Origin of the sequence: Palleronia abyssalis (assembly GCF_900302445.1) — a bacterium.
In the GTDB taxonomy this organism is placed as follows: domain Bacteria; phylum Pseudomonadota; class Alphaproteobacteria; order Rhodobacterales; family Rhodobacteraceae; genus Palleronia; species Palleronia abyssalis.
This window is the reverse complement of record NZ_ONZF01000002.1, coordinates 18,737-32,403: the sequence shown is the minus strand read 5'-3', so window position 1 is coordinate 32,403 and position 13,667 is coordinate 18,737. Positions and strand designations below refer to the sequence as shown.

Sequence of the window (13,667 nt, the reverse complement as noted above, 5' to 3'; positions counted from 1 at the left end):
CCCACGTGACGTTCATGGGCTATGCCTTGCTGACCCAAGGTATGCCGATATGCCCGTACGAGATCGAAAGCTGCGCTTCGGCAGCGTCCTCTCCGCGGCCGTCGATGCCCGCGACATACAGCGCGCAGGTAAGGCCGGTGCGGTCGGCTCCACCCCGGCAGTGGATCAGAAGGGGCTTCGGCGCGTCGCGAATGACCTGCAACAGCCGCTCGATTTCGGGCTGTTCCAGTTCGGACTGGCCGACATGCGAAAATCGATATGCTGGATCCCAAGGCGGTCCGTCACGGCCAGTTCGGCCTCGTGCCAATCGGTGCCGGTGTTGTCGCCCCTCAGGTTCAGAACGCTGGCGATCCCGTTCTTGCGGATCCACCGGATAAGTGCCTGACCGTCAAGCTGGACAGATCGGAACACCGTATCGGGACTGACGACGTGGAAGTTCCCGGTCAGTTGAAGCGCTCCGAGATACACGACAAGCCCGAGAAACAGGAGATCTGCCAAAGCGGCACTGCGCCTGACCAGTTTCTCCATGCGATCCACCCTTGCAGAATGGATCGACGGTCAGACCCGGTTTGACCTTGGGTCAAACGCGGTCCGATGCCGGTCAGGCGCGGGCCTCGGCCTCGATCTGGCGCTTCGACTTGCGCTCGCGCTCGGTCTCGGACTTGAGCTGCCCGCAAGCGGCCATGATATCCTCGCCCCTTGGCGTGCGGATCGGGCTGGCATAGCCCGCCTTGTAGATGATGTCGGCAAAGGCGCGGATGCGGTTGTTGGACGACCTGTCATAGGGCGCACCGGGCCATGGGTTGAACGGGATCAGGTTGATCTTTGCGGGGATGCCCCGGATCAACTCTACCAGCCGGTGTGCATCCTCATCACTATCGTTCACGCCCTTGAGCATCACGTATTCAAACGTGATCCGTTCCGAGTTCGACAGCCGCGGATAGTCCTTCAGCGCGCCCAGCAGCGCCTCGATGTTCCAGCGTTTGTTGATCGGGACCAGCGTGTCGCGCACCTCGTCGGTCGTGGCGTGGAAGGATACGGCCAGCAGGCAGCCGATCTCTTCGGCGGTGCGGGCGATCATCGGGACGACGCCACTGGTGGACAGCGTGATGCGGCGACGCGACAGGCTGATCCCCTCGGGGTCCATCGCGATCTTCATCCCGTCGCGGACGTTGTCGAAATTATAAAGCGGCTCGCCCATGCCCATCAGGACGATGTTCGACAGAAGCCGGGTTTCGTCATGGGGATTGCGCCCCGGCTCGGGCCATTCGCCCAGATCGTCGCGCGCGACCAGGATCTGGCCGACGATCTCGCCGGCGGTCAGGTTGCGCACCAACCGCTGGGTGCCGGTGTGACAGAAGGAACAGGTCAGCGTGCACCCCACCTGGGACGAGATGCACAGGGTCCCGCGCGATTCCTCGGGGATATAGACGGCCTCGACCTCATGCCCGCCTGCGATGCGCAGCAGATACTTGCGCGTGCCGTCCTCGGAGACGGCCTTGGTCACGATCTCGGGGACGCGGATGACGAAGTGCTCGTCCAGCTGCGCGCGATATGCCTTGGCAAGGTTCGTCATCTCGGCAAAGTCGCGCACGCCGCGCTGGTAAATCCACGCCCAGACCTGGCCCACGCGCATCTTCGCCTGCTTTTCGGGCGTGCCGATGGCGATCAGCGCCTCTCGCATCTGGTCCCTGGTCAGCCCGACGAGGTTGCGCTTGCCCTCCTCCTCGCCCTTACGGGGCAGGGTCAGCACGTCTTGTGTGATCGGCGTCTGGGGCGCGGACATCGGATTACCTCGGGGTCATGCGGAATAGACGCGATATAAGGGATCGGCGGGGGCGAATAAACCCCGGGCCGCCAAGACGAAAGGCGGCCCGTTTCGGGGCCGCCCGTTTCTTCCTACGCCTTCAGCGCGGGGTCAGTTGCAGCGGCCGCGTGCCTCGTCCAGCGCCGCGGTGAACCCGAACAGCGAGAACGTGTCCTGCGTCTGCGTCCCGCGCGAGGATCGCGCCGTCAGCGTGGCATCGGTGCCGCGCTTCATCGCCTCGACGATCTGGCTGTCGTCCGACGCGCTCGCGGGCCACGCCCATTCCCCTTCCGAGAACAGTTCGAACGTGGTGCCGCCGATTTCCAGCGACACGGTCGACCCGTCGGCGAAGGGATAGCCTCCGGTGAACGATACTTCGCCGTTCACGTCCGATCCGGGCCGGAATGTAACGAACAGCAGGATGTCGCCCCGACGCACCGACACGACCTGTCCACCGCGGGTGTTGACGGTGTTGGTCGGGCTGGACACGCTCCAGCATTCTTGCGGGTCATCCTCGACGAAGACGCTCCATGCCGTTTCGACGGCGACCCTGTTGGTGCTTTCGTCCTGAGCCTGCGCCACCATGGGCGCGGAAAGGGTCAGCGCAAGGGCCGTGACCGATCCGAGAAGTGCTTTCATGCGTTTTCCTGAGCCTCCAGCTCGTCTCTGCCTCTGCCGGCGATGTTCACCCTCTTGCCGGGGCGACGGCGATGCCGGTTCCAATTCCTGTCAAGCGGTGCGACCTTAACTGGAAATGGGCAATTCTTGAAAGCCCTTGCGGCGAAAAATCGCCGCTCTGTGAGAGGACGTGAGATGACGCAAGCGCACCCCCTGGTCGAACTCTGGCGCGGCCCCCTTCTGGAATCGGTTCACGCGGGCCACGCCGTGGTCTGCGACGCCTCCGGAGAGGTCGTCGAAGCCTGGGGCGACCCGGACGCGGTGATCTTCCCGCGGTCCTCGTGCAAGATGCTCCAGGCGCTTCCGATGGTCGAGGCCGGCGTAAAACTGCCGCCCGAACGCCTGGCGCTGGCCTGCGCGTCGCATGAAGGCGCCGTCGTCCATACCGAGGCGGTGCGCGCTTGGCTGTCGGACATCGGCTGCGGCGACGGCGATCTGGTCTGCGGAAACGAAGCGCCGCGCGACCGCGGCCTGAAGCACGCGATGATCCGCGCGGGCGAGACGCCGTGCCAGGCCCACAACCAGTGCTCCGGCAAGCATACCGGCTTTCTGACCTTCCACCGACACCTCGGCGCCGGGGGCGTCTATGTCGATCCCGACGGTCCGGTCCAGAAGGCGGTCCGACAGACGTTCGTGGACGTGACGGGCGAAGACAGCCCCTGCTTCGGCATCGACGGCTGCGCGGCGCCGAACTTCGCGACCACGGTCACGGGTCTTGCCCGCGCCATGGCCCGGTTCGCCGCGGCCACCGGCGGCGATGCGCGATCGGACGCCATGGTCGCCCTGCGCGAGGCGATGATGGCCCATCCCTTCCTCGTGGCCGGCGACGGCAAGACAACCACCCGCTTCATGGAGGCGGCGAAAGGCCGCGCCGCCGTCAAGGTCGGCGCCGAAGGCGTCTATGTCGCGATTCTGCACGAACGGAAGCTGGGCGTCGCGCTCAAGATCACCGATGGCGCAGTCCGCGCGGCCGACACCGCCATGGCCGCCCTGCTGGTCCGCCTCGGCATCCTCGACAAGACGGACTCCGCCGTCGCATCGGTCCTCGATGCCCCGATCCTGAACCGCGCGGGGGTCGAGGTTGGCCTAACCCGCGCCGCCCCCGGCTTCTGCTGACCCGCGCCGGCCATTTCACCCTTGGAAAAATACCCACATCCCGCCGTCAGGGCCCCCCGCGGACCCTCAGGCCGGGGCGAACTCGTCCAGCGAATATCCCTGTAGGAACAGAAGTGCGGTCAGATCGCCGTGGTTGATCCGCAGATCAACCTCGGCGGCGACCGCCGGCTTGGCGTGCAGCGCGACACCGGCGCCGGCCAGTTGCAGCATCCCCAGATCGTTCGCGCCGTCCCCGACGGCCATCGCCCGGTCCAGCCCGATCCCCCGCGCCGCACAGATCTCTCGCAACGCGGCAACCTTCGCCTCACGGCCCAGGATCGGGTCGGCCACACGGCCGGTCAGCGCCCCGCGGTCCTCGATCAGAGTGTTCGCGCGATGCAGGTCGAACCCCAGCCGGTCCGCAACGCGCTGGGTGAACTGCGTGAACCCGCCCGAGACCAGGGCGCAATATCCCCCATTGGCCCGCATCGTTCCGATCAGCTCGGGGCCGCCGGGGGTCAGGGTGATCCGCTCGGCCCAGACCTGCTCGATCACGTCGACGGGCAGGCCCTCCAGAAGGCCCACCCGCTCGCGCAGCGCGCCTTCGAAATCCAGCTCGCCGTTCATGGCACGGGCTGTGATCTCTTTCACGCGCGCGCCGACGCCTGCCATGTCGGCCAACTCGTCGATGCATTCCTGACCGATCATGGTGCTGTCCATGTCGGCGATCAGGATCCCCTTCCGCCGCCCCTCGGCCGGTTGAACGCAAAGGTCGATCCCCATCTTCTGCGCTTCGGCCCAGACCTCCCACCGGTTTTCGGGCACCGCCTCAAGCGTGAACTCGGCCGCTCTGGCGGGGTCCAGCCAGACCGCGTCGCCGCCGCCCCAGGCATTGCGCAACGCCTCGACGAAGGCGGGGTCCAGCGATTGGGCGATCAGGGTTGCGACATGCATGGGCGGGCCTCCGGGACGTTCCCCGGCCGCATAGCCCAAGCCGGACCGCCGCGCGAGGGGTTGCTTCGGACCCCGTTCGCGGGAAAGTGATGCAACGGAGAGTCCAGATGCAGTCACGCACCCCCCTTGTCACGCCGGTCCTGATCGCCGGGTCCATCGTGATCCTCGTCAGCTTCGCCGTCCGCGCCAGCTTCGGGGTCTTCCAGATCCCCATCGGGGCCGAGTTCGGCTGGCCTCGGTCCGAGTTCAGTCTGGCCATCGCGATCCAGAACCTCGCCTGGGGGATCGGCCAGCCGATCTTCGCCGCCTTCGCCGAGCGGTTCGGGGACCGCAAGGCCATCGTCCTTGGTGCCGTGATGTATGCTGCCGGGCTTGTCCTGACGGCCTTCGCCACATCTCCTTTAGGGATGCAGGCGCTGGAGGTTCTGGTGGGCTTCGGCGTTGCAGGCACCGGCTTCGGCGTGATCCTTGCGGTCGTGGGCCGCGCCGCCTCGGATCAGCGTCGGTCGATGGCCCTGGCCATCGCTACGGCGGCAGGCTCGGGGGGGCAGGTGATCGGCCCCCCGGTGGCCGAGGCGCTTCTGGGCGTCGTCGGCTGGGAGATGGTGTTCATCATCTTCGCGGGCGCCGTCCTCGCCTCGCTTCTGGTGCTGCCGATGATGCGCGCGCCCGCCAAGCAGTCGGTCGAGATCGAAGAAACGATGGGCGAACTCCTCTCCCGTGCCTTCCGCGACCCGTCCTATACGCTGATCTTCGTCGGCTTCTTTTCCTGCGGGTATCAACTGGGCTTCATCACCGCGCATTTCCCCGCCCTCGTGACCGAGATGTGCGCTGCGATAGAACCCACGGGCACGCTGGCCGCCATCGGGGTCAGCGATACGGCCGCGTTGGGCGCCGTTGCCATCGGGGTGATCGGCCTGTCCAATATCGGCGGCACGCTGATCGCGGGCTGGCTGGGCAACCTGTTCCCGCGCAAGAACCTTCTGGCGGGCATCTACTTCGCCCGGACGATCATCGCCGCCACCTTCATCAGCTTGCCGATCACGCCCGGATCGGTGCTGGTCTTCTCTGTCCTGATGGGGGCTTTGTGGCTGGCCACGGTGCCGCTGACGGCGGGGCTGGTCGGTCACCTCTACGGGCTGCGCTACATGGGTACGCTGTATGGGGTCGTCTTCTTCAGCCACCAGTTGGGCAGCTTCATGGGTGTCTGGCTGGGGGGCGAACTTTACGACATCTACGGCACCTACACGGCCGTCTGGTGGGTCGGCGTGGGCGTCGGCGCCTTCTCTGCCATCGTGCACCTGCCCATCAGAGAAACCCGCGCGCCGTTGCCGGCCTAGCGGTCCAGCCAGCGCGCGGCCGACAGCCCGGCGTGACGTCCCGTGGCCAGGCATGCGGTCAGAAGATAGCCGCCCGTCGGCGCCTCCCAATCCAGCATCTCGCCGCAGGCGAAGGTGCCGGGGCGGTCCTTCAGCATCAGGCGCTCGTCCAGCGCGGCCCACCGCAGGCCCCCGGCGGTCGAGATCGCCTCGTCCAGCGGGCGCAACCCATCGTGTGGCACAGGCAGGTGCTTGATCGCGGGCGCAAGATCGTCGGGTAGGGGGCGTGCGAACTCGCGCAGAAGGGCGGTCTGCACGGGGTCCAGCTTCAGCTTGCGCAGCCGGTTCGACAGCGATCCTTTCGCGGCGGAAAGCCGGGCGCGCAGCGCGTCGACGCCCAGGTCGGGCTTGAGGTCCAGCGCCAGCGCGCCCCCTTCGCGCACCGCACGGCTGACGGCATAGATGCCCCCGCCTTCCAGCCCGCGCTCGGATACCACGAACTCCCCCCGCTGTGTCGTTCCGCCGACCACCAGCGCGCTGTTCTTTACCGGCTGCCCGAAATGCCGCGTCATGTGCGATGACCAGTCAACCGACAGCCCCGCATTTGCCGGGGCGAAGGGGGCCACCGGCAATCCCTCATCCGCCAGAACGTCGGCCCAGGCCCCGTCCGATCCCAGCCGCCGCCAGCTTGCGCCGCCCATCGCCAGCACCGTGGCCCGTGCGCCGACCGTCACCGCGCCCTCGGGCGTGTCGAACGTCGTTCCGCCGACCCAGCGCCACCGCGTCATCAGCGAGACGCCATACCCGTCCAGCCGTGTCAGCCACGCCCGCAGAAGGGGCGATGCCTTCATCGCTTCCGGAAACACCCTCCCCGTCGATCCCGTAAAGGTTGGCTGGCCCAGCCCATGCGCCCAGTCGCGCACCGCATCCGCCCCGAAATCGCGGACCAGCGCGGGGACCGACCCCGAGCCTGCGCCATAGGCCGCCGCGAATTGCGCCGCGTCCTCGACCTTGGTCAGGTTCAGCCCTGACTTGCCTGCCATCAGGAACTTGCGCGCGGGCGATGGCATGCGATCGGCCACCAGCACGCTGTGCCCGGCCGCCCCCAGCATCTCTGCCGCCATCAGCCCCGCGGGCCCGGACCCGATCACAAGCGCATCCACATCCATGCGCGCCACATAAGATGCGCCTGTGCGGGGATGCAAAGGGCTTCGCGCTTCCCCTTTCGCCACCATCCGCTAGGTTCGCCCCCGAAAGAGAGGGACCAATGACGGCTATTGTCTCGGTCGAGAAGCTTACCAAACAATACGATGGCGGGGTCCATGCGCTGAAGGATGTCGACCTCGAAATCCGCGAGGGCGAGATCCTGGCCCTTCTGGGCCCCAACGGCGCGGGCAAGACGACGCTGATCGAATGCATCTGCGGCATCACCTCGATCAGCTCGGGGCATGTCAGGGTCGGAGGCCACGACAACGTCACCGACTACCGCGCCGCGCGCAGCCAGATTGGCCTCGTCCCGCAGGAAGTGAACTTGGAGCCGTTCGAGACTGTGTGGAACACGGTCCGCTTCTCGCGCGGGCTGTTCGGCAAGTCCGGCGGCGACGATCACCTTGAATCGGTGCTGAAGCAGTTGTCGCTGTGGGACAAGAAGGACTCGCAGACCCGCGCGCTGTCAGGCGGGATGAAGCGCCGCGTCCTGATCGCCAAGGCGCTCAGCCACGAACCGAAGGTCCTGTTCCTGGATGAGCCGACCGCGGGTGTCGACGTCGGCCTGAGGAAAGAGATGTGGAACACCGTGGCCGACCTGCGCGACCACGGCGTCACGGTCATCCTCACCACCCACTACATCGAAGAGGCCGAGGCGATGGCCGACCGGATCGGCGTCATCTCTAAGGGTGAGATCAAGCTGGTCCGTGACAAGGACGCCCTGATGAGCGAACTGGGCCGCAAGCTGTTCATCATCGAACTGGCCGAACCCGCGACCCAAATCCCCGAGGCGTTGCAGCCTTTCGACCTGGCCTTGCAGGCCGACGGGGCCGAGATGGTTTATACCTACGACACCACCGGCGACGGCACCGGGATCACCCGGCTGATGACTGCGCTCAGCGGCACGGGCCTGAAGGTCCGCGACGTGCGCACCGAACAATCCAGCCTCGAAGACATCTTCGTGGGACTCGTCGAAGGGGAGGGGCGGTCATGAACCTTTACGCGATCTGGGCGATCTACCGCTACGAAATGGCGCGCGGTCTGCGCACCGTCACGCAGACGGTCGTGTCGCCGGTCCTGTCGACTTCGCTTTATTTCGTGGTCTTCGGCACCGCCATCGGCAGCCGCATCCAGGAGGTCGAGGGCGTCAGCTACGGCGCGTTCATCGTGCCGGGCCTCATCATGCTGTCGGTCATCACGCAGTCGATCAGCAACGCGTCCTTCGGGATCTACTTCCCGAAATTCATCGGCTCGATCTACGAACACCTCTCGGCGCCTGCATCCTTTCTGGAGATCACGGCGGGCTATGTCTTCGCCGCGGCGACGAAATCGCTGGCGATCGGGGTCATCATCCTGATCACCGCCTTCTTCTTCGTGGATCTCGACATCCAGCATCCGTTCTGGATGGCGCTGTTTCTGGTGCTGACCTGCCTGTCCTTCAGCCTGATGGGGTTCATCGTGGGCATCTGGGCGACCAATTTTGAACAGCTCCAACTTGTCCCCTTGCTGCTGATCCAGCCGCTGATCTTCCTCGGCGGCACGTTCTATTCCATCTCCATGCTGCCCCCGACGTGGGAGACGGTCAGCCTGTTCAACCCGGTGGTCTACCTCGTCTCGGGGTTCCGCTGGTCCTTCTACGGCATGTCCGACGTGGCGCTTGGCTGGTCGCTTCTGGCGATCTTCGGGTTCACCGCGCTGTGCCTCGGGATCGTGTGGCTGATCTTCCGCACAGGCTGGCGGTTGCGGGACTAGGTGCCGCGCGGGCTTATCATCGCGCGCTGCACGCCTAAGTAGGGGGGCATGAAGCTTTTACTGCCCTCCATGTCCCGCAAGCCCCTTGTCGCCGTGATCCGGCTGCAGGGGGTCATCGCGTCGGGAAGCCCCGCGCGGCTGAACGACATCACCCTGGCCCCGATGATCGAGAAGGCGTTCCGCCGCGGCAAGCCCAAGGCCGTCGCACTCGTGCTGAACTCGCCCGGCGGATCGCCCGTGCAATCCTCGCTGATCGCCACGCGCATCCGCCGCCTGTCCGAAGAGAAGGGCATCCCCGTCATCGCCTTCGTCGAGGATGTCGCGGCCTCGGGCGGGTACTGGCTCGCCACCGCGGCGGACGAGATCTATGCCGATCAGAACTCGATCATCGGCTCGATCGGGGTGATCTCGGCCGGGTTCGGGTTCGACAAGTTCATCGGCCGCTACGGGATCGACCGGCGGGTCTATACCTCGGGTGAATCGAAAAGCATGCTCGACCCGTTCCGCCCCGCCAAGGATGAGGATGTGGCCCGCCTGAAAGAGCTTCAGAACCAGATCCACGACACTTTCAAAAGCCAGGTCCGCAACCGCCGGGGCGCCAAGCTTGCCGACGATTCGCGCCTGTTCACCGGCGAGATCTGGGTGGGCGAGCGCGCGAGAGAGATGGGGCTGATCGACGGCATCGGCCATCTGGTCCCCAAGATGAAAGAGCGGTTCGGCAAGGACACCCGCTTCACCGTCTACAAGCAGAAGAAGCCGTTCCTGTCGCGCTTCGGCGCCGCGCTGGCCTCCGACGCTGCGGCGGGGGTCGAGGATCGGGCCGCCTTCGCCCGGTTCGGTCTGTGACATGATCAAGATCGTCTCACTTTTCCTGATCGGTATGCTGGTCATGGCCATGTTCGGGCGGCTGCGCTTTCCCGGGCAAAAGAAGATCCAGTCGATGAAATGTGACGGCTGCGGGCGCTATCGCATCGGCAAGGGTCCCTGCACCTGCGGCAAGGGGCGCGGATGAACTTCCTGCTTGCGTTTCTTGGGCTGGCGATCCTCGTCGGTGCGGGCGATGCGCTGGTCCGGGGGGCGGTGAACCTGTCGCTTCGCCTGGGCGTGCCGGCCTTCATCGTCAGCCTGACCGTCGTCGCCTTCGGCACCTCGGCGCCCGAACTTCTGATTTCGATCGATGCGATCCTGGCCGATGCGCCCGGCATTGCACTAGGCAACGTGGTGGGGTCGAACACCGCCAACATCATGCTGGTTCTGGGCCTGCCCGCGCTGCTGTTCGTTCTGGATACCAGCCGGTCCGAGGTGCAGAAGACCTATCTGACGATGCTCGGCGTAACCGTCCTGTTCATCGCGCTGGGCTTCATCGGCCCCTATACGTGGTGGACCGGCCTAATCCTACTTGCGGTACTGGCGATCATCCTGGCCGACCAGTACCGCGAGGGGGTGAAACAGCGCGTCCGACCCGAGGAAGTCGAGGGCGCCAGTCCCGACATGCCAGGCTGGAAGGTCGCCGCGTTCCTGATCGTGGGCCTGATCGGTCTGCCCGTCGGTGCGCATATCCTGATCGGCAGTGCGCAGGCCATCGCCGAAGGCTTCGGGATCTCGGACGCGGTGATCGGCCTGACGCTGGTGGCCATCGGCACCTCGCTGCCTGAACTGGCGACCACCATCGCCGCGGCCCGCAAGGACGAGGCCGACGTGGCGCTGGGCAACGCCATCGGGTCGAACCTGTTCAACCTTCTGACCATCATCGGAATCGCGTCGCTGGTCGGGGACATCCCCGCGGACGCGTCGTTCCTCCGGCTCGATTTCTGGGTGATGCTGGGCGCGTCGATCCTGCTGGCCCCGTTTATCTTCACCCGCGCGCGGATGGGCCGACTGGTCGGGCTGGCGTTCTGCGCGCTTTACGCAATCTATCTGGGGGCGGTCGTTTCGGCATGACACGGGCACTCGTGACGGGGGGGGGCGCGCGTCTGGGCCGCGCCATGGCGCTCTATCTTGGGCAGCGCGGCTTCGACGTCGCGGTGCATTACAACAGTTCGGATTGCGGGGCCGAGGGTGTCGCGACCGACCTGCGCACCATGGGCCGGGCCGCCGTCCCGGTCCAAGCCGACCTGCTGTCCGAGGAGGCGACCGCCACGCTGGTGGATCGCGCCACCGATGCGCTGGGCGGTTCGCTGACGGTGCTGATCAACAACGCCTCGATCTTCGAGTATGACACGATCCACAGCGCCACGAAGGACAGCTGGGACCGGCACATCGGGTCGAATCTGCGCGCGCCCTTCGTGCTGACCCAGGCCTTTGCCGCGCAGGCTCCCGACGCCGGAACCGACGACGCGGGAGAGCCCGTCGCGAGCGCCCTCGTCGTCAACATGATCGACCAGCGGGTGCGCAAGCTGACGCCCGAATTCATGACCTACACCATCGCCAAGATGGGCCTTTGGGCCTTCACCCAGACAGCAGCGCAGGCGCTGGCCCCTGCGATCCGCGTCAACGCCATCGGCCCGGGTCCGACCCTGAAGGGAACCCGTCAGTCCGAGGACCACTTCGTCCGCCAGCGCGCCAACACCGTTTTGCAACGCGGAGCCAACCCGGACGATATCTGCGCGGCCTTGGGTTATTTTCTGAATGCTCCCGCGATCACCGGGCAACTTTTGTGCGTCGACGGCGGGCAGCATCTGGGCTGGAAGACGCCGGACGTTCTGGGCGTGGAATAGCGGACGCGGCGTCAGTTATTCACTTATGTCATGGAACCGACGCAAAACCCCATGAAAACAAGGCGTTTACGAAGCATTAATAAATAATCATAACAATTTCAGTGACTTGCGATCTGGCCTAAAAAACGGGCAAAGAAACCAAGCCTCGAAATTGCAACGAGAAAACCGACCTCCTCAGCCTTTCCCCACAACTTTATCCACAGAAACGGTGGAGGTCTTTTCTCTTGAGGGCGCCCCCCATATTTTGCAGCCGACCCTAGAATCATGGACCCCCACATGAGCGACGCGCCCCTCACGGGACATGCCTGCATCCACTCGTATCTGAAGACCCTCGACAGCTCGCCGGGGGTCTACCGGATGCTGGGCGACAAGCAGGAGGTTCTGTATGTCGGCAAGGCGCGCAACCTGAAGGCGCGGGTGTCCAGCTATTCGCGTCCTTCGCCGCAACACAGCCCCCGGATAGCGCGGATGATCTCGGAAACCGCGTCGATGATGTTCCTCACGACGAAGACGGAAACTGAGGCGCTGTTGCTTGAACAGAACCTCATCAAGCAGCTGAAACCGCGCTACAACGTGCTTCTGCGCGACGACAAATCCTTCCCGAACATCCTCGTGACCAAGGATCACGGCTATCCGATGATCCGCAAGCATCGCGGCGCGAAGTCCGAAAAGGGCAGCTATTACGGCCCCTTCGCCAGCGCCGGCGCGGTGAACCGGACCCTCAGTCAGCTGCAGAAGGTGTTCTTGCTGCGCAACTGCTCGGATTCGATGTTCGAGGGCCGGACCCGGCCCTGCCTTCTGTACCAGATCAAGCGATGTTCGGGCCCCTGCGTCGGCCACATCTCCGAGGCCGACTATGCCGCCAGCGTGAAGGACGCCGAGGATTTCCTGCAGGGCCGCACCACCCGCGTACAAAGCCAGCTTGCCAAGGAGATGGAGACCGCCAGCGCCGAGATGGAATTCGAGCGCGCCGCCGCCCTGCGCGACCGCATCCGCGCGCTGACCCACGTGCAAGGGTCCCAGGGGATCAACCCTGCGGGCGTGGCCGAGGCCGACGTCATCTCTTTGCATGTGGAAGGCGGGCAGGCTTGTGTGCAGGTTTTCTTCATCCGCGCCAACCAGAACTGGGGCAACCGCGATTACTACCCCAAGACCGGCTCGGGCGCCGAACCGGCCGAGATCCTCGCCGGTTTCATCGGCCAGTTCTACGAGAACAAGGAGCCGCCGCGCATGCTCCTTCTCTCGGACGACATCGAGGAATCCGAACTGATGGAGGAGGCGTTGTCGCAGAAGGCGGGACGCAAGGTGCAGATCCTCGTTCCCCAACGGGGCGAGAAGAAGGACCTCGTCGCCGGGGCGCTGCGCAACGCCCGCGAAAGCCTCGCCCGCAAGATGAGCGAGACGGCCACCCAGGGCAAACTGCTGGACGGCCTGGCCGAGGCGTTCGGCATGGACACCCGCCCTGAGCGGATCGAGGTCTATGACAACAGCCACATCATGGGCACGAACGCCGTCGGCGCGATGATCGTGGCCGGCCCGGAAGGGTTCCTGAAAAGCCAGTACCGCAAGTTCAACATCCGCGGCGACGAGCTGACGCCCGGCGACGATTTCGGCATGATGAAAGAGGTGCTGAAGCGCCGCTTCAAGCGCCTGCTGAAGGAAGACCCCGAGCGCGAGAAGGGCATGTGGCCCGACCTTCTGCTGATCGACGGCGGCGCGGGGCAGGTCAGCGCGGTGCGGCAGATCATGTCCGAGATGGGCGTGGATGACATCACAATGGTCGGCGTCGCCAAGGGGGTCGACCGCGACCACGGCAAGGAAGAGTTCCACCGCACCGGCCAGCGCCCCTTCGCCCTGCGCCATAACGACCCCGTCCTCTATTTCGTGCAGCGCCTGCGCGACGAGGCGCACCGCTTCGCCATCGGCACCCACCGCGCCAAGCGCGCCAAGTCGATGGGCGCCAATCCCCTGGACGAGATCGCAGGAGTCGGCGCCACCCGCAAACGGGCGCTGCTGGCACATTTCGGCTCGGCGAAGGCCGTCGGCCGCGCCTCCCTGTCGGATTTGAAAGCCGTCGAGGGGATCAATGCGGGTCTGGCCGAAAAGATCTATGACCACTTCCACGAACGTGGCTAGGCC

Annotated in this window: 15 protein-coding genes; 9 read left to right on the top strand and 6 right to left on the bottom strand. The window is 65.5% G+C overall.

Features of this window, described 5'->3' with window-relative positions; all coding sequences use genetic code 11:
- Positions 1-19 precede the first annotated feature (19 nt).
- The 4 genes from PAA8504_RS22755 to PAA8504_RS03870 form a co-directional block, all read right to left on the bottom strand.
- Complete coding sequence (locus PAA8504_RS22755; protein ID WP_219928901.1) at positions 20-202, bottom strand: tyrosine-protein phosphatase; 183 nt, start codon at positions 200-202, stop codon at positions 20-22.
- Positions 166-528: a protein-tyrosine phosphatase family protein gene (locus PAA8504_RS03880; protein ID WP_219928900.1), complete on the bottom strand. Its 363-nt coding sequence runs from the start codon at positions 526-528 to the stop codon at positions 166-168. Before PAA8504_RS03880 ends, PAA8504_RS22755 begins: the two co-directional genes overlap by 37 nt.
- 73 nt (positions 529-601) lie before the next feature.
- Positions 602-1,786, bottom strand: coding sequence for a dual-specificity RNA methyltransferase RlmN (gene rlmN / locus PAA8504_RS03875; RefSeq protein WP_108892862.1), 1,185 nt, complete (start codon positions 1,784-1,786; stop codon positions 602-604).
- A gap of 132 nt (positions 1,787-1,918) precedes the next feature.
- On the bottom strand, positions 1,919-2,446 hold the full coding sequence (locus PAA8504_RS03870; protein ID WP_219928899.1) for an invasion associated locus B family protein: 528 nt from the start codon (positions 2,444-2,446) through the stop codon (positions 1,919-1,921).
- A gap of 174 nt (positions 2,447-2,620) precedes the next feature.
- Here PAA8504_RS03870 and PAA8504_RS03865 point away from each other — a divergent pair, with 174 nt between their 5' ends.
- Positions 2,621-3,601, top strand: coding sequence for an asparaginase (locus PAA8504_RS03865; RefSeq protein ID WP_108892861.1), 981 nt, complete (start codon positions 2,621-2,623; stop codon positions 3,599-3,601).
- Between the two features lie 66 nt (positions 3,602-3,667).
- Here PAA8504_RS03865 and serB read toward each other — a convergent pair whose 3' ends face one another.
- On the bottom strand, positions 3,668-4,534 hold the full coding sequence (gene serB / locus PAA8504_RS03860) for a phosphoserine phosphatase SerB (protein WP_108892860.1): 867 nt from the start codon (positions 4,532-4,534) through the stop codon (positions 3,668-3,670).
- A 107-nt stretch (positions 4,535-4,641) separates the two neighbouring features.
- Between serB and PAA8504_RS03855 the strand changes: the two genes are divergently transcribed.
- Positions 4,642-5,874, top strand: coding sequence for an MFS transporter (locus tag PAA8504_RS03855; RefSeq protein ID WP_108892859.1), 1,233 nt, complete (start codon positions 4,642-4,644; stop codon positions 5,872-5,874).
- On the opposite strand, the gene PAA8504_RS03850 is transcribed toward PAA8504_RS03855, so the two are convergent.
- Positions 5,871-7,022, bottom strand: a complete 1,152-nt coding sequence (locus PAA8504_RS03850; RefSeq protein WP_108892858.1) for a TIGR03862 family flavoprotein — start codon at positions 7,020-7,022, stop codon at positions 5,871-5,873. The genes PAA8504_RS03855 and PAA8504_RS03850 overlap by 4 nt on opposite strands.
- Positions 7,023-7,120: 98 nt before the next feature.
- Here PAA8504_RS03850 and PAA8504_RS03845 point away from each other — a divergent pair, with 98 nt between their 5' ends.
- The 7 genes from PAA8504_RS03845 (at position 7,121) to uvrC (ending at position 13,664) form a co-directional block, all read left to right on the top strand.
- Complete coding sequence (locus tag PAA8504_RS03845) at positions 7,121-8,053, top strand: ABC transporter ATP-binding protein (RefSeq protein WP_108892857.1); 933 nt, start codon at positions 7,121-7,123, stop codon at positions 8,051-8,053.
- A complete protein-coding gene (locus PAA8504_RS03840; RefSeq protein ID WP_108892856.1) occupies positions 8,050-8,811 on the top strand; it encodes an ABC transporter permease in 762 nt (253 codons plus the stop codon). Before PAA8504_RS03845 ends, PAA8504_RS03840 begins: the two co-directional genes overlap by 4 nt.
- A gap of 48 nt (positions 8,812-8,859) precedes the next feature.
- On the top strand, positions 8,860-9,657 hold the full coding sequence (locus PAA8504_RS03835) for a S49 family peptidase (RefSeq protein WP_108892855.1): 798 nt from the start codon (positions 8,860-8,862) through the stop codon (positions 9,655-9,657).
- Position 9,658: 1 nt separating this feature from the next.
- Positions 9,659-9,823: a hypothetical protein gene (locus PAA8504_RS21965; protein WP_181375682.1), complete on the top strand. Its 165-nt coding sequence runs from the start codon at positions 9,659-9,661 to the stop codon at positions 9,821-9,823.
- Positions 9,820-10,752 carry a calcium/sodium antiporter gene (locus tag PAA8504_RS03830; RefSeq protein WP_108892854.1) on the top strand — a complete coding sequence of 311 codons (933 nt, stop codon included), beginning with the start codon at positions 9,820-9,822 and terminating at the stop codon, positions 10,750-10,752. The genes PAA8504_RS21965 and PAA8504_RS03830 overlap by 4 nt, the downstream gene beginning before the upstream one ends.
- Complete coding sequence (locus PAA8504_RS03825) at positions 10,749-11,528, top strand: SDR family oxidoreductase (RefSeq protein WP_108892853.1); 780 nt, start codon at positions 10,749-10,751, stop codon at positions 11,526-11,528. Before PAA8504_RS03830 ends, PAA8504_RS03825 begins: the two co-directional genes overlap by 4 nt.
- A gap of 276 nt (positions 11,529-11,804) precedes the next feature.
- A complete protein-coding gene (gene uvrC, locus PAA8504_RS03820) occupies positions 11,805-13,664 on the top strand; it encodes an excinuclease ABC subunit UvrC (protein WP_245897513.1) in 1,860 nt (619 codons plus the stop codon).
- The last annotated feature ends 3 nt before the right edge of the window (positions 13,665-13,667 follow it).

Bases quoted from the DNA above. Each gene is read 5' to 3' on its own strand.
- PAA8504_RS03825 (WP_108892853.1), top strand. From the start codon at position 10,749: ATGACACGGGCACTCGTGACGGGGGGGGGCGCGCGTCTGGGCCGCGCC.
- PAA8504_RS03840 (WP_108892856.1), top strand. From the start codon at position 8,050: ATGAACCTTTACGCGATCTGGGCGATCTACCGCTACGAAATGGCGCGC.
- rlmN (WP_108892862.1), bottom strand. From the start codon at position 1,786: ATGTCCGCGCCCCAGACGCCGATCACACAAGACGTGCTGACCCTGCCC.
- PAA8504_RS03855 (WP_108892859.1), top strand. From the start codon at position 4,642: ATGCAGTCACGCACCCCCCTTGTCACGCCGGTCCTGATCGCCGGGTCC.
- serB (WP_108892860.1), bottom strand. From the start codon at position 4,534: ATGCATGTCGCAACCCTGATCGCCCAATCGCTGGACCCCGCCTTCGTC.
- PAA8504_RS21965 (WP_181375682.1), top strand. From the start codon at position 9,659: ATGATCAAGATCGTCTCACTTTTCCTGATCGGTATGCTGGTCATGGCC.
- PAA8504_RS03830 (WP_108892854.1), top strand. From the start codon at position 9,820: ATGAACTTCCTGCTTGCGTTTCTTGGGCTGGCGATCCTCGTCGGTGCG.
- PAA8504_RS03845 (WP_108892857.1), top strand. From the start codon at position 7,121: ATGACGGCTATTGTCTCGGTCGAGAAGCTTACCAAACAATACGATGGC.
- PAA8504_RS03850 (WP_108892858.1), bottom strand. From the start codon at position 7,022: ATGGATGTGGATGCGCTTGTGATCGGGTCCGGGCCCGCGGGGCTGATG.
- uvrC (WP_245897513.1), top strand. From the start codon at position 11,805: ATGAGCGACGCGCCCCTCACGGGACATGCCTGCATCCACTCGTATCTG.
- PAA8504_RS03880 (WP_219928900.1), bottom strand. From the start codon at position 528: ATGGAGAAACTGGTCAGGCGCAGTGCCGCTTTGGCAGATCTCCTGTTT.
- PAA8504_RS03865 (WP_108892861.1), top strand. From the start codon at position 2,621: ATGACGCAAGCGCACCCCCTGGTCGAACTCTGGCGCGGCCCCCTTCTG.
- PAA8504_RS03870 (WP_219928899.1), bottom strand. From the start codon at position 2,446: ATGAAAGCACTTCTCGGATCGGTCACGGCCCTTGCGCTGACCCTTTCC.
- PAA8504_RS03835 (WP_108892855.1), top strand. From the start codon at position 8,860: ATGAAGCTTTTACTGCCCTCCATGTCCCGCAAGCCCCTTGTCGCCGTG.